The following is a 15,036-nucleotide window of genomic DNA, read 5'->3' on the forward strand; positions in this document are numbered from 1 at the left end:
TTGCTTAAGAATAATGAGAGAAAATACGAGCTATGGAAATTATACTAACCACATTACCACACGAACGAGACCTGGAAAACAATTTATTAAAGTTGTCTGTTTTTGTCTCCATTAAGCTAAATACACCCAGTGACACAACGTTAAATGCTTTTCCTGATGTGCTCGCCTGGCCCGACAAGGTCCTCAACACTGACTTTGCCTTTCGTCTGGAGGACGGTAGTTTGCTTGAAGCGGAGCTGGATAAAGCTAAAATACAAACCGATTTGTATCAGCATATTCTTCATCCGGAAATAAAGGTGGATGATTTCAAGGATGATGAAGAGCTGGTGAATAAGCGCATTTTTTCTTTTCCGGTGAAACACGTTCAGGATTTCATTTTTAAAACCGTAAAAGAAGAAGCGGTGATTAACCCGTCGCGTAAGATAAAACCCGAGCGTTTTGTCGATGAATTGCAGTTGGGCGCCATTAGTCAGTATAAATTGCAAAAGGATGCGGTAAAGCAGGTTGCTGAGCGCCAGGTGCGACAAACATCAGCTCAGCCCCTGATGGTACGTCGTCAGGATGAGGATGTGAAAATAAGACAGGCGGTTAAGGTGGATCGCTTCAAACGTTTTAGCAAGCAGATGAATCCCAAGAGCGATTTTGCCGAGTTACGCCAGTTTCATAAAGTGGATAAGGCCTTTAAAACAACGCCTAAGCTGAAGCTGGAAAAGCCACGCTTCGAGTTTCATGATGTGATGGCCACCATTAACAGCTATCCGCAAATCATGCGTAAAATGGGTTTTGTGCTGGATTTTACCATTCCGTTTAATAATTCGATACCCAGCAAAGGCACTTTAACTGTAGTGCCGCAAAACCTTGATTTAAGTGAGGACTATGCCTTGTCCATTCCTTCCACGGCATACGAAATAACTGATGAAGGCTTTTTTACACGCGACAGAAGTAACTCGCTCTTTAAGCAGGGATTTGTCAGGATTAATTCCGACGATTTTGAGGTGGTGCAGATTGATGCCGATGGAGCAGCTCTCAAAACCAACAATATGGCCGAAAGCAAGGTGCAGGAGATAGCCCGCTTCTACGAAGTGAAAAATGAGATTTCGCGCAGTAAAGTCATTCGGCAAGAGGTGCTGGATGAGGTGGAGCCACCACAGGAGGAAGGACTGCCTTATATGCGTTCGGCTGGTATTGCCATTACAAAAAACGGTATGGCCGAGCATCTGGTTAAACGGATAGAACGGAATGTGCAACTGAAGAATGAGTTTAAGGCCGAACAGGTTAAAACCTTCGATGCGAAATCATTGAAGATAAAAAGCAACACGCCACTTCCAATGGCGTCTTTTAAGGTGAAGATGCCATCTAATGCCCTGTATTCCGATGATGTGGTGCAGGGGTATCGCATGGACATAGCCTATGAAGAGGAGCCTGATAAGTGGTATTCTCTGCATTGGCGTCAGGATGTGTACCAATGGTTTGATGAGAGTAATACGGCACATCCAATCGACGGTATTGTGCCCGATGAGGGTTTTATTCAATTAGGCCTGAGCGAAGATCCCGATGAGCCCGATGATGTGTTTGTTTCGGAAACACTGGCACGTTGGGAAGGATGGAGCCTGTCGGTGCGCAAACCGGGCTATGCCATTAATGAGTCGGACGATTATGAGCTGAAGGACGGCGAAACGGAGAAGAGGGATTTTGTTCATAAATCCAAAACATTGGAAGCAAAGAAATATGCTTATGACAGTGATTTGGATTTCCGGGTGCATGCCGAATCGAAAAGCATAGCAGGCACTTTGCCACGGCTGCGTTTTGGTAAAGCCTATCGTTTACGCATACGTACGGTTGATCTGGCAGGAAACAGCGTGGCGCACACCTTTATCACTTCAGATAAAAATTCATCGGAGCGAACCGGCATTAAATACTTGCGTTATGAGCCATTGGCCAGCCCCATTGTTTTGGTGGGTAATCAGCTTAAAGATGGTGAGTTTCTGGAGGAAATGGTGATTCGTTCCAACTACGACCAGTCGGTGAGTGACTATGAAGCCAGTAAAGCGATAAATGGTCTGCAGCTGGATAATCATTCGCTGCGTTATTTATTGCCCCCAAAAAACAGCCAGTTAATGGCTGAGTGTCATGGTATGTTTGAGAAGGCTTTCGGTGATGCACAAAAGGCCAAAGAAATTTATCAGATTATTACCAGTCACGAGGGCTTATATCAGCAGGATGAGAAGAACAAGGAAAAGGTGTATCAGCCCTCTGAGGTGGAGGTCATTTATCTGCCCGACCCCATGGCAGCTGGTGTGGCTGTCTTTTTGGCCGATGATTATGAACACACGCATACGCAGGAGTTCTCTCCTCAGTTATTTAGTTTTTTCACAAAGGATGAGGTTCAGCCACAGCATACCGATGCTGTTACCATACCCGAAGATTGGTATAAAAGTGGATTTATTCGCATAAAACTGGAGGAAGGAGACTACCATTCAAACTGGAATGTGTCCAATAAACAGCTGACCTTCTATCTGCCCAAAGGCATTCGTTCACGTATCCGCTTTAGTACATTCTGGCGCGAAAGTGATTTAAAAGAATTGTCGGCCATCTGGCAAATGGTCAAAGATGAGTCGGATGATAATTTAAAAGAAGCCAAAGAGCTGGCGTTCACTGGTCGTCACTGGATGGTGAGCCCGTCGCGTGAGATGGAGCTGGTACATGCCTTGCAGCAACCACTGGATGCGCCGGTGATTGAAGAACTATTGCCCAACCGCCAGTTTAAAACGACTCATGCCGATATTAATATCCGTTTTGATATTCATGGTGAGAGTACCGAAAAAGTTGAGCTACAAGCCCGCTGGAAAGAGCAATGGGACGATGGAATATCGGTGGCTATCAAAGAAAAGGAGGGAAGTAACAGTGTTCCTGACATATTAATTAATTATCATGATGATGTGGTGACGAAAGGCACGATTCCAGCTCCTGAAAAGCTGAAAGTGGCGCCAACGCAGAATATAAAGGTACAGCCTGTTAAGGTTTTCCCTATGCGGGCAAAAGCGGAGTTTGAAGCAGAGCCGCAACCCAAGGCGCATCGCATCAATAAAGACTATCAGGTGCAGCAGGCCGGCTTTCAGAAGCTGCAAACTACTAAAGTGAAGGCCAGTGATAACCTGGTTAACAGGGTGAAATTCGACGTGGAAGAGTACCAGTTTAACTTTTTTAAGCGCATGAATCTGCGTCTCATGCCGCTCAAGCACCAGTTTGGCGATACAAGGCATCGCTGGGTGGATTATCGCCTGTTGGCTGCATCGCGCTACGACGAGTATTTCGATAAAATACTGGCTGCCAATCCCGATTTGAAAACATCGCGATTGAGCGAATGGAAGGAGCGTGTGAGTATACCAAGTTCGGCCCGTCCAAAGGCGCCCGAGATAGATTATATTATTCCGACTTTTGAATGGCGTAAAACAAAAAATGCCACCGCGATGAGGCATCAGCGCATGGGTGGTGGCTTGCGTATTTTTATTAAGCGGCCATGGTTCTCATCAGGCGATGACGAAATGCTGGGCGTGTTATTGCCTGAGAAAGGCTATAACCCAACCAGTTTTGTCAGTCAATCGCCGGGTTATAACACTGATTATACCAGTTGGGGAATGGATCCGCTGTTGTATTCAGTGCAGCCACAGGCTTATTCGCCTAAACCGGAAGATTTCTTTATGAACCCGGTCATTGACCATGATTTGCAATACCCTGATAAAAACGAGCGCGCTAAAGTGGTGGCTTATCCGGTGCATTTTGACGAAGACCGGCAAGTGTGGTTTGCCGATATTCGTATTAATCCGCAAAACATGTATTTCCCATTTGTTAAACTGGCCCTGGCCCGCTATCAGCCCTATTCCGTTCGGACAGATACCGAAGATGTGTGTTTGTCGCCTGTTGTATCGGCTAACTTTAACCAGTTGGTGCCCGAACGACAAACCACCGTTCATTTTAATAAAGAAGACATCAATCATAAGTTATCTATCACCGTTGAGGGAACCATTTATAATGAGCGATATGCGAAATATGGTAATTATAACTTCTTAAAAATAAGCTTTCAGGATACAAAGTATTCACGACCCATTTATGGTACGGTTATGGATGACCAGGTTGATAAGGATTTACTCGAAGAGACGCTGGTGATTCGCATTTCGGGCAAGCATGTGACGAACAACCGTTATTCCATAAGTCGTGAGTTTAAGTTACCGGGCAAGTATAAAAAAGATGCTTACCAGATTGTGATTGAAGAGTATGAAAGAGGCCCCAATCGTATTGCTGGTCTGCCTACTGCCTATCAGAACCGGTTGGAGCAAACCGAGCAAACCGACCGCCTGATTTATGCCGATGTGTTTAATGTGAATGAAACCGAAATGACGATATCGGGATAATAATCAATAGATTCCCTCGAGGCTTGCCTCGGGGGCAGCTTTTTTCTCTCCATAATTATTGGGTTGATTACCAATTGTCAGACAAACAGGTGTCTCAGTATATCGTACGGACTGCGCAATATAATATCCCGACCGCGCAATGGATTTTCCCTTTCGCTCAGTCAATAGTACTGAGCGCGCAATGCATTGTACTGGCTTGGCAACGGATTTCCCCGAGTTCTCAGTGAATTTCCCCAAGCTCTCAGTCCATATTCCCGTTTGCGCATACTATTGTAACGGCTGCGCCATGATATGTAACAGTGGTCCACGCTGCTGTACGAATCTCTTTGTGTGGCAGCATTTGCGCGGAAGTGTGTGTCTTAAGTCTTTTATCTTAAATCTTTCTACTGTGCTCGATCTTCAGTCCTCTGTCTACCTCGCAATAGCATAACAGATAATTTTAATGAATCTTCACACCATATAAATCATCTTGAGTTCTTATGTCTTAAATCTTGATACTAATTAAAACTCATTCTCAATAATCTCACTAAACACCTCATTAATATCCAATCCGGCAGCTTTAATCTGCTGAGGGATAAAGCTGGTGATGGTCATACCAGGTGTGGTATTGACTTCGAGCAGGAATATTTTGTTATCGCTGATGATATAATCGATACGTACAATGCCTTTGCAGCCCAGTATGTCGTAGATAAGAGACGAGATAGACTGGATGCGGTCGCGCACAGCATCTTCTATGCGGGCAGGTGTGATTTCTTCCACTTTACTGGCAGTGTATTTGGCTTCAAAGTCGAAGAATTCATTCTTGCTCACTACCTCGGTAACCGGAAATACTGTTTGCTTGTTCCTTGTTTTATACAAACCACAAGTCACTTCTGTACCCGCCACAAACTGCTCAATAATCACTTCATCACTCTCGGTGAAAGCCTTTTCGATAGCAGGTGTTAATTGCTCAGCCTCCTGAACCTTGGTTATGCCAAAGCTCGAACCGCCTGCATTGGGTTTAACAAAACAAGGTAAGCCCAGTTGCTCAACAATATCTTTGTCGTTAAAGCTATTGCCCTTTCTCACTAGAACCGAATCGGCAACAGCCACACCAAATCCTTTCAGGTAGGTATTGCAGGTAAACTTATTAAAGCTGATAGCTGCAGCCTGCACATCACAAGTGCTATGCGGAATGCCCAGCATATTGAAATAGCCCTGAAGCAGGCCATCTTCGCCCGGTGTTCCATGAATGGTGATGTAGGCAAAATCAATGCTTATTTTCTCATTTCTAATTATGAATGAAAAATCATTTTTATCAACAGGATATTCTTCATCATCTACTACAGCACACCATTTTTCCTTGGTAATCAATATGGGGTAACGTTTGTATTTGGTTTCATCGATAAAGGTCATGACACCTTCTTTACTTTTTTCAGAAACAATTATTTCAGACGAATAGCCGCCATATATGATACCAATGTTTTTCATAGTTGTAATAGAGATTTGGTTTTTATGATTAGTCATTTTCGCGTCCTGCAATATAGCCTCGCCACTTTTCAATAGCTTCCATCATATCATCCGGAATATCGGTATTGAAAGCGATGTATTCCTTCGATGTTGGATGCACAAAGCCAAGTGTTTTGGCATGTAGTGCTTGTCGTGGTAATATCTTAAAGCAGTTTTGTACAAATTGCTTGTATTTTGTAAAGGTCGTTCCTTTTAATATTTGGTGTCCGCCATAGCGTTCATCGTTAAAAAGTGGATGACCAATGTATTTCATATGTGCACGAATCTGGTGAGTTCGGCCAGTTTCCAGTCGGCATTCAACCAACGATACATAGCCCAATCGTTCTAACACTTTATAATGCGTCACGGCGTGCTTGCCTCTGTCGCCATCGGGGAAAACAGCCATTTGCTTTCTATCTTGCAGGCTACGGCCAATATTACCAACAATGGTACCTTCGTCTTCTTTGGGTTGCCCCCAAACCAGCGCCACATAGGTGCGGGTTGATGTTTTTTCAAAAAATTGACGAGCCAGGAAGTTTTTGGCTTGCTCGGTTTTAGCGACTACCAATAAGCCAGATGTGTCTTTATCAATGCGGTGTACCAACCCTGGCCGCGGATCTTCAGAGTTGAACAGTTCAACATCTTTAAGGTGCCAGGCCAATGCATTCACCATGGTATCGGTATAATTACCATGTCCGGGATGCACCACCATTCCCGGTTTTTTATTAATGATTATCAAGTCATCATCTTCGTAAGGAATATCCAAAGGAATGTCTTGCGCAATAATTTTCAGCTCGCGGCGAGGAAAAGACATAACGATGGTAATGACTTCGTTGGGCTTAATCTTATAGTTGGATTTAACCGGCACATCATTCACCCTAATATTGCCGGCAGCAGCAGCATCCTGAATCTTATTGCGCGATGCATTATCAACACGATTCACCAGGAATTTATCTATACGCAGCGGTTTCTGTCCGGGATCGGTTACAAATCGGTAATGCTCATACAACTCATTACTTTCATCTAACTCATCTAATTCTTCTTGTATGTGCTCAGCCATTATGCTTGCTCTATTTTATTGTTTTATAAGTCGATATTTTCTTCCACATCTACATCTGGTGGAAACAGTTCGGGATATAGCTTGGTGGAATCTACACTTAGCCATACATCAATGGAGGCGCCAAGAGGAATTCGTGCACCTGTTTCGGCCGATGGTTGTTGTTGCCAAATAGTAGCAGACAATGAGTCTTCTTCTGTTTGTACCGATTCATCGTAAATAACCGCACCAACGTTTAAGGAAACAGATACAGAATAACTTTGTGCTTCTTCCAATGTTAGGGCAGTTAAATCTGGTACATTGGTTCGTTCGGTGCTCAAACCTTTACCAATGTGCATATCTATAATAGATCCTTTTAGCACAACTGTTCCTGGCTCAACTGGCTTGCCTTTGTACAATTGTTGCAATACCAGGTTGCGATATTCGCTTGGCACATAAATCAATTCGCCGGCTACCAAACCATATGATTCAAGAATCACTTTGGCATTTCGTAGCGAGTAGTCAATTAAGTTAGGTATCTGCACTTTTTCGGGCGCAATAGCTTTGATGGTAAAGTGGATGTTACGGTTTTCTTTCACCATGCTACCTGGAGCAGGAATCTGTTCGATGACGGCACCTGGCAAATAATCGTCCACATGCACCGAATCAATTATATTGTAGCGGAAATCTTTTTCCTCAATCAGTTTACTGAACTGTTCTTCGGTTAAGCCTCTAAAATCGGGTACCGGGTAGTATTCGCCATGATTGGTGTAAATATTAAGACTTACAAAAGTGGCAATTAAGGCCAATGAAATAACTACAACTGCAATGACGATATTTTTTACAAATACGTTGTTCAGCAGGTTTTTAAGAATTGACATATGCATAGGTTTGCAACAGTTTCCCTTATTCGGGCAACTGTTTAATAAGTATCAGCTTTCTATATTGTTCAAAAATAGTAAAAACCTGAATGATTTTAACTTCAACAACCAAACTTAAGGGCATAAAAAAAGTAAAGAACCCAATGAGAGGATTCTTTACTTTTTATATTTTGAAAGCTAATTATAATTAAGCTTTGTGTCTTTTTTCGCTAGAAACAGTTAATTTCTTACGTCCTTTAGCTCTTCTTGAAGCTAATACTTTACGACCACTTGCGCTGGCCATTCTTTCGCGGAAACCATGCTTGTTTCTTCTCTTTCTGTTCGATGGTTGGAATGTCCTTTTCATTGTATGTAATTTTTTTATTCTTCGTAATAGTCGCTTTTCAAATGGATTCTTTCGGGATTGTCCTCCGCCTGAATTGCTAAGCTAAGTTGTTACCCTAGCTTTTCGGACTGCAAAAATACACGTTTTTTTTATCTTCCAAAAAAAAATGAGTGCTTTTTTCTGTTTGCTTTTTATTCACGGTTAAAAGCTTACTACATTGAAAGGTGGATTACTTTTTTTGTTTCGAAAAACTCCTCTTCAAAGTAGTTGGTTAATGGAGTTACCGAAGCTCTGTTTTCAAAAGCTTTTAACTCATCATCAAAGTCACCACCTTTTAGGTAAATTATACCATTGGTGATGGCATTTTTGTTTTCTGTAAGAAATTTATTTTGGCAAAGCTTAACAAAAGCAGGAAATGCTGTTACAGCACGACTGATTATAAAATCGTATTGTTTGGGGTGATTTTCTACACGTACCTGTTCAGCTGTCAGGTTTTCTAGTCCTAAGGCTTCAGCTACCCCTTTGACTACTTTTATTTTTTTTCCGATGGAATCAATAGAATGAAACTGACAATCTGGAAACATAATCGCTAATGGAATGCTGGGGAATCCACCTCCACAGCCAACATCTAATATTGTAGTTCCTTTTTCAAATTGAATGAATGAAGCAATGCCTAATGAGTGCAAAACATGTCGCTCATAAAAATGATCCATGTCTTTACGCGAGATAACATTGATTTTAGAATTCCATTCAGCATATAATTTGCCAAGCATGCCTAACTTTTCTTCAATGGAAGGCGCTAAGTCTGGAAAGTACTTTTTAATTAATTCCATAATAATAACACAGGATGCAAATCCTGATAAGTATAATGATTAGAAAACAGATAGTGATTATCCTAATTTAATATCCGAGTTTTTAAGCGTATTGAAGAGTAATTCGCGCGCTCTGAATAATTGCGCTTTTACTGTTCCGAGCGGTAAGTCCAATTCTTCAGCAATTTCTTCGTACGAAAACTCTTTAAAATAGCGTAACTCAATTAGTATGCGATAGCGGGGTTTCAGTTTTTTAACCACAGTGCGCATTAGCACTTTTTTTTGCTGTTTGATCAGATGTTCCTCCGGATCGGGTGTTTCATCTTTTAGGTGAATGGGTTGATCGTTTTCTTTATCATCGGTAATACCACCATCAATTGAAACAATATTATTGCGTTTTTTTCTAAGGAAATCGATACAGTTATTGGATGCAATTTTAAACAACCAGGTGCTAAAAGCATAATTAGGAGAGTACTGGTGAATGTTTTTAAAGGCTTTGCCAAATGCTTCAATGGTTAAGTCTTCGGCGTCACTTTTGTTATTCACCATCTTGAGAAGCATGAAGTAAATAGCATCTCTATAGCGGCCCATGAGTTCGGCAAACGCTTTCTGGTCGCCTTTAACCGCTAATTCTACTAAGTCTAAATCATATTTTGCCTTGTCAGATAGATTCGGATTTACTTCCATTTCTTCTTCTTTGCACTAATAATGTTATTTACCCAAATGCTTCCAACGACAATTGGTGTCAGGAAATCAAAAAGGATGGTTGCCCAGTATAATTTGTTTTCTCCCATCTTATTAGCCGCTTTAGCAAGTACTATATGTAATACAACTAATCGGCTTATAAATAACCCTGCCGTTATGGGAACAAAAGTAGGAAAAAAAAGTGAACAAAGTGTTAAGACCCAAAATATTTGACGGGTCATTACCTCTGTAATTAACCATGTTTTTATTCCGAATTTATATAAAGGAGCAGTGGTCAGATGCCTTGATTTACGTGTTATCCATTCGTTAAAGTTTTTTGGTGCTACAGATATTGTTTGACTCTCAAAACCTGTTTGAATGGTTGTGTTATGCTTTGTGGCACATCGACGCATAAATAAATCGTCGTCGCCAGAAGCTATGTTTAAATAATGTTTAAATACATCGCTTTTTTCGAATAATGATTTGGTGTAGGCCATGTTGCGACCAACTGCCATAAATGGTTTTTTGCGTAGCCCAAATCCCATGTATTGAACGGCATTAAAAAAAGTTTCGTAGCGTAAAAACAGATTGAAAAAGCCTTTCTTTTTTTCATAGCGTCCATGGCCCACTACAATTTGTTTATCATCGTTAAACTGGCTGCTTATTTCAGTCAACCAGTTTTGAGATGCTGGCTGGCAATCAGCATCGGTGAATACCAAATGCTCAAAATTAGCGGCTTTAATCCCAATCGTTAAGGCCAGTTTCTTTCCTTCGTAATGTTGACGGCTATGGGGTATGTTGGTATAATAAAGATTTTTGTGTTCTGTTTTTAACTGGGCCAATACCATTTCCGTATCATCGGTTGAGCAATCATTCACCACAATTACTTCAAACTGTGGATGATTTTGATGACAAACAGAAGGTAAAAAAGCTTTCAGGTTTTCAGCTTCGTTTTTGGCGCATATGATGACGGAAACCGGAAGTAGTTTGGTGTTTTGTTCAGGAACAAATAAACCTGGTTTCAGCATAAAGTATAAGTGATAAAATAACTGGAAAAGCCAGGTGAAAGCATAAATTCCGATAACGATATATAATGTTGTTTCCTCCACAGAATTGAATTTTATTCAAAAATGCAACAAATTTCAAGAAATAACCTGTTTCAATACGTTCATTTTTGAAAGTAGTTGTAAATAAAAATATTTCCATAACGATGCTGGCTCAACATTTTATTTATCTCATCAGCTATTGTATATTTGCAGGCTGTTCTGAATATAATACAGGATGAGGAATTTGTAAATGATAGATGCAATAAAATGAATTTTGAGTTACAACATACAGATGCAAAAAGTAGTGCCAGGGCAGGTGAGATAACCACCGATCATGGCAAGATTGAAACACCAATTTTTATGCCGGTAGGAACCGTAGGTTCGGTAAAAGGTGTGCACTTTCGTGATTTGGAAGATGATGTGAAAGCTCAGATCATTCTTGGTAATACCTATCATTTATACTTGCGGCCAGGTTTAGATATTTTAAAAGCAGCCGGTGGTTTACACAAGTTTAATGGCTGGGATAGACCGATGTTGACTGATAGTGGTGGTTACCAGGTTTTTTCCTTGAGCGATAATCGAAAGTTAACAGAAGAAGGAGCGATGTTTCGTTCTCATTTAGATGGTTCGAAGCACTTATTCACGCCAGAAAATGTAGTTGATATCCAACGGGTGATTGGCGCGGATATCATTATGGCATTGGATGAATGCCCTCCTGGAGATGCTGAATACGCCTATGCTAAGAAATCAATGGAGTTGACGCACCGTTGGTTAAAACGTGGTGTTGATCATTTTGATAATACAGAACCTTTGTACGGCCATTCACAAACATTTTTTCCCATTGTACAGGGAGCTGGCTATCGTGATTTAAGGACGCAATCGGCCGAGTTTATTGCTTCTCAAAATCGGGAAGGAAATGCCATTGGTGGTCTGGCTGTAGGAGAACCAACCGAAGTGATGTACGAAATGGTAGAGCTGGTTAATGGTATTTTGCCAAAGGATAAACCGCGTTATCTGATGGGGGTTGGAACGCCGGCTAACTTATTGGAAAATATCGCACTTGGTGTAGATATGTTCGACTGTGTAATGCCGACTCGAAATGGTCGCAATGGCATGTTGTTTACGTCTGAAGGTATCTTAAATATGCGCAACGAAAAGTGGAAGAACGACTTTTCTCCGGTTGACCCCAATGGCACCTCGTTTGTTGATCATCATTATACAAAGGCTTATCTGCGTCACCTTTATGTTTCAAAAGAAATGCTGGCGGCACAAATTGGCAGTATGCACAACCTTACTTTTTATTTATGGCTGGTGCGCGAAGCTCGAAAGCATATCATCGCTGGTGATTTTGCAGAGTGGAAAAGTGTAATGGTTAAAAAGTTAACAACGCGTTTGTAGATATAAATGAGTGTTAATTAGTATTTGGTTGTCTAACTATTGGTGCAAGCCAATGGGCGTGATGAAGAAAACACAGGAGTATTAAATTTAGCTTGTAACTATTTTTTTGTTCTTTTGTAATTGACACTATACTTCAAATAAAAAATACAGGTTTTGAAAAAACTTGACTTATACATACTCAAAAAGTTCCTGGGAACTTTCTTTTTTGCTATCCTACTGATTATTAGCATTTCGGTGGTTTTTGATGTGACGGAGAAGATTGATAATTTCTTTGAACACGGGGCCCCATTAAAGGCCATTGTATTTGATTATTACAAAAATTTCATACCCTACTTTGCCAATTTATTTACACCACTGTTTGTTTTTATTGCGGTAATTTTCTTTACGTCAAAAATGGCGTATCAAACTGAGATTATTGCCATTTTATCAAGTGGGGTAAGTTTTAGACGAATGATGTTTCCATATTTTCTGGGAGCCGCCATTATCGGTATTTTTTCATTTTTGTTGGGTGGATATGTTATTCCGCCGGCTAATCAAACGCGTATTAAGTTCGAGAATGAATATGTTAAAAACCGAAAGGAAAAAGGGCTGGAGAAAATCCATATGCAAATTGAACCAAGTGTATTTGTATACATGGATAAATATCGCGCTTATAGTGGCCGAGGTGAGCATTTTTCGATGGAGAAATACGATGGAAAAGAATTGCTTTCGAAATTATCAGCCCGATATGCTAAGTACGACACTGCTACCACTAAATGGCAATTGAGCAATTATATCATTCGTGATTTTAAAAATGGGGTAGAGCATGAAATTTCGAGTGGTAAAAAGCTCGACACCCTAATTCCTAATATCACTCCAAAAGACTTTAAGGAAGAACGTAAGTACTTTGAGATGATGACTAATACCGAGCTCAATACATATATTGATGAGCAAAAAGCGCGAGGTGTTGGTAATCTAGAAGAATTCCTGATTGAAAAATACAAGCGAATAGCTTCACCATTTAGTGCCTTTATTCTTACGCTTATTGGTGTATCCTTAGCCTCGCGAAAAGTTAGGGGAGGAATGGGGCTGCATATTGGTGTTGGTATTGCATTAAGCTTTGGTTATATTTTGTTTATGACCATCTCTACAACTTTTGCCGTTAATGGAAATATGAATCCGATTTTAGCCGTTTGGCTACCAAATATAGTTTTTACTGCTGTCGGAATCTTTTTATACATGCGAGCACCTAAATAACTTGACACTTAAAAAATTAAGTGTGAAATTGAGTTGTTCGCATTTGCACTTACTGACCTTATTCCTTTTGTTAAAAAAAATAAATTAGTAATTATGCACTCTGAAAAATTGTTAATCAGAGTGGATAAATTGATATTTTGATTAATAGTAGGTTAAATCAAATTTTTGGATTATGTCATTGAAAAAACACATCCTTGACCTTCGGAAAAGAAAGGAACAAGTAGAAAAGGGTGGTGGCGACAGAGCCATTGAGAAGCAAGCAGCCATGGGTAAAATGACGGCTCGCGAACGAATCCTTGCACTTGTTGATAAAGATTCTTTCACCGAATATGACCTTTTTGTCGAGCACACGGCTCGCGACTTCGGAATGGAGAAAAAGCAATTACATGGTGATGGAGTAATTATCGGTACGGGTACCGTTTACGGTGCACCCATCTGTATTTTCGCTCAGGATTTTACAGTAGCCGGGGGTTCATTAGGATTAATGCATGCCCGTAAAATTACAAAAATAATGGATCACGCCTTGAAAATGCGTGTGCCTTTGATCGGTATTAACGATTCTGGTGGTGCTCGTATTCAGGAAGGTGTAAACTCATTAGCTGGATATGGTGAAATTTTCTATCGTAACACATTAGCTTCAGGGGTTATTCCTCAGCTGTCCGTTATTTTAGGGCCATGTGCCGGAGGTGCGGTTTATTCGCCAGCGTTGACTGACTTCGTTTTTGTGGTTGAGAATATTTCTAAGATGTTTATTACCGGACCAGGTGTGATTGAATCAGTACTTGGTGAAAAGATTTCGATGGAAGATCTTGGGGGAGCCCGTGTTCATGCCGAAACAACAGGTAATGCTCACTTCTTCTCAAATAGCGAGGCTGAATGTTTCGAGCAAATTAAAAAGCTGATTACGTTTATTCCTTGGAATAACGATAAAAAAGCTAAAGCTTTCCCTCCAAAACCACCTAAGTTTAAAGGAAAAATTGAAGATATTATTCCTTCAGATCCTAAAACACCTTACGATGTTCGTGATGTTATCAAAGCCATCGTTGATGATTCGGATTTCTTCGAAATTCAGGATCTTTGGGCAGCTAATATCGTTATCGGTTTTGGTCGCTTAAATGGTGAAACTGTAGGTTTTGTTGCCAACCAGCCATTGGTTCTTGCTGGTGTGTTGGATTGCGATAGCTCAGATAAAGCAGCTCGTTTTATCCGCTACTGTGATGCCTTCAATATTCCAATTATCACGCTTGAGGATATGCCTGGGTACCTTCCTGGAGTTGATCAGGAGCATGCCGGTGTAATTCGTCACGGTGCTAAGGTATTATATGCTTATTCAGAGGCTACTGTGCCTAAGGTCACTGTTATCTTGCGCAAAGCTTATGGTGGTGGTTATATCGCTATGAACTCACGTCACCTGGGTGCTGACTTTATGTTTGCATGGCCAATGGCAGAGATTGCGGTAATGGGACCAGAAGGTGCTGCTAACATTATTTTTAAGAAAGAGATTGACGAAGCTGAAGATAAGGATGCGATGCGTGCTCTTAAGGTTGAAGAATACAAAGAGAAGTTCGCAAACCCTTATGTTGCTGCAGCAAAAGGTTACATCGATTCAGTTATTGAGCCAAGCGAGACACGGGCATTGTTGTTACATGCTATTGAAGTTTCGGCTAATAAAGACGATCATCGCCCTGCTAAGAAGCATGGTATTCCTCCATTTTAAT

The 15,036-nt window shown here is 40.9% G+C and carries 11 protein-coding genes; 4 read left to right on the plus strand and 7 right to left on the minus strand.

Going from position 1 to position 15,036, the window contains the following annotated elements; all coding sequences use genetic code 11:
- Window positions 1-32: 32 nt before the first annotated feature.
- A complete protein-coding gene (locus J1N10_RS15695; RefSeq protein WP_262327680.1) occupies window positions 33-4,412 on the plus strand; it encodes a hypothetical protein in 4,380 nt (1,459 codons plus the stop codon).
- 501 nt (window positions 4,413-4,913) lie between these two features.
- Here the strand turns inward: J1N10_RS15695 and J1N10_RS15700 are convergent.
- From J1N10_RS15700 to J1N10_RS15730, 7 genes are all read right to left on the minus strand, one after another.
- Window positions 4,914-5,882, minus strand: coding sequence for a D-alanine--D-alanine ligase (locus tag J1N10_RS15700; protein ID WP_262327681.1), 969 nt, complete (start codon window positions 5,880-5,882; stop codon window positions 4,914-4,916).
- Window positions 5,883-5,910: 28 nt separating this feature from the next.
- On the minus strand, window positions 5,911-6,960 hold the full coding sequence (locus J1N10_RS15705; RefSeq protein WP_262327682.1) for an RluA family pseudouridine synthase: 1,050 nt from the start codon (window positions 6,958-6,960) through the stop codon (window positions 5,911-5,913).
- 23 nt (window positions 6,961-6,983) lie between these two features.
- Complete coding sequence (locus J1N10_RS15710) at window positions 6,984-7,817, minus strand: PASTA domain-containing protein (protein ID WP_262327683.1); 834 nt, start codon at window positions 7,815-7,817, stop codon at window positions 6,984-6,986.
- 187 nt (window positions 7,818-8,004) lie between these two features.
- On the minus strand, window positions 8,005-8,163 hold the full coding sequence (rpmH, locus tag J1N10_RS15715; protein ID WP_262327684.1) for a 50S ribosomal protein L34: 159 nt from the start codon (window positions 8,161-8,163) through the stop codon (window positions 8,005-8,007).
- A gap of 191 nt (window positions 8,164-8,354) precedes the next feature.
- The gene (rsmG, locus tag J1N10_RS15720; protein ID WP_262327685.1) at window positions 8,355-8,975 is read right to left on the minus strand and encodes a 16S rRNA (guanine(527)-N(7))-methyltransferase RsmG; all 621 of its coding nucleotides are present in this window, start codon (window positions 8,973-8,975) and stop codon (window positions 8,355-8,357) included.
- A gap of 57 nt (window positions 8,976-9,032) precedes the next feature.
- A complete protein-coding gene (locus J1N10_RS15725) occupies window positions 9,033-9,641 on the minus strand; it encodes an RNA polymerase sigma factor (protein WP_262327686.1) in 609 nt (202 codons plus the stop codon).
- On the minus strand, window positions 9,632-10,747 hold the full coding sequence (locus J1N10_RS15730; protein ID WP_262327687.1) for a glycosyltransferase: 1,116 nt from the start codon (window positions 10,745-10,747) through the stop codon (window positions 9,632-9,634). Before J1N10_RS15730 ends, J1N10_RS15725 begins: the two co-directional genes overlap by 10 nt.
- A 204-nt stretch (window positions 10,748-10,951) precedes the next feature.
- Between J1N10_RS15730 and tgt the strand changes: the two genes are divergently transcribed.
- From tgt to J1N10_RS15745, 3 genes are all read left to right on the plus strand, one after another.
- Entirely contained in the window at window positions 10,952-12,082 is a 1,131-nt protein-coding gene (gene tgt / locus J1N10_RS15735) for a tRNA guanosine(34) transglycosylase Tgt (RefSeq protein WP_262327688.1), read from the plus strand.
- 153 nt (window positions 12,083-12,235) lie between these two features.
- A complete protein-coding gene (locus J1N10_RS15740; protein ID WP_262327689.1) occupies window positions 12,236-13,318 on the plus strand; it encodes an LptF/LptG family permease in 1,083 nt (360 codons plus the stop codon).
- A gap of 172 nt (window positions 13,319-13,490) precedes the next feature.
- Window positions 13,491-15,035 (plus strand): acyl-CoA carboxylase subunit beta, encoded by a 1,545-nt coding sequence (locus J1N10_RS15745; RefSeq protein WP_262327690.1) that lies wholly within the window; start codon window positions 13,491-13,493, stop codon window positions 15,033-15,035.
- Window position 15,036 lies beyond the last annotated feature (1 nt).

The organism is Carboxylicivirga litoralis, from assembly GCF_025499605.1.
Taxonomy (GTDB): Bacteria; Bacteroidota; Bacteroidia; order Bacteroidales; family Marinilabiliaceae; genus Carboxylicivirga; species Carboxylicivirga litoralis.

Coding starts and splice junctions, on each gene's coding strand:
- tgt (WP_262327688.1), top strand. CDS start 10,952: ATGAATTTTGAGTTACAACATACAGATGCAAAAAGTAGTGCCAGGGCA.
- J1N10_RS15705 (WP_262327682.1), bottom strand. CDS start 6,960: ATGGCTGAGCACATACAAGAAGAATTAGATGAGTTAGATGAAAGTAAT.
- J1N10_RS15695 (WP_262327680.1), top strand. CDS start 33: ATGGAAATTATACTAACCACATTACCACACGAACGAGACCTGGAAAAC.
- rsmG (WP_262327685.1), bottom strand. CDS start 8,975: ATGGAATTAATTAAAAAGTACTTTCCAGACTTAGCGCCTTCCATTGAA.
- J1N10_RS15725 (WP_262327686.1), bottom strand. CDS start 9,641: ATGGAAGTAAATCCGAATCTATCTGACAAGGCAAAATATGATTTAGAC.
- rpmH (WP_262327684.1), bottom strand. CDS start 8,163: ATGAAAAGGACATTCCAACCATCGAACAGAAAGAGAAGAAACAAGCAT.
- J1N10_RS15710 (WP_262327683.1), bottom strand. CDS start 7,817: ATGTCAATTCTTAAAAACCTGCTGAACAACGTATTTGTAAAAAATATC.
- J1N10_RS15745 (WP_262327690.1), top strand. CDS start 13,491: ATGTCATTGAAAAAACACATCCTTGACCTTCGGAAAAGAAAGGAACAA.
- J1N10_RS15700 (WP_262327681.1), bottom strand. CDS start 5,882: ATGAAAAACATTGGTATCATATATGGCGGCTATTCGTCTGAAATAATT.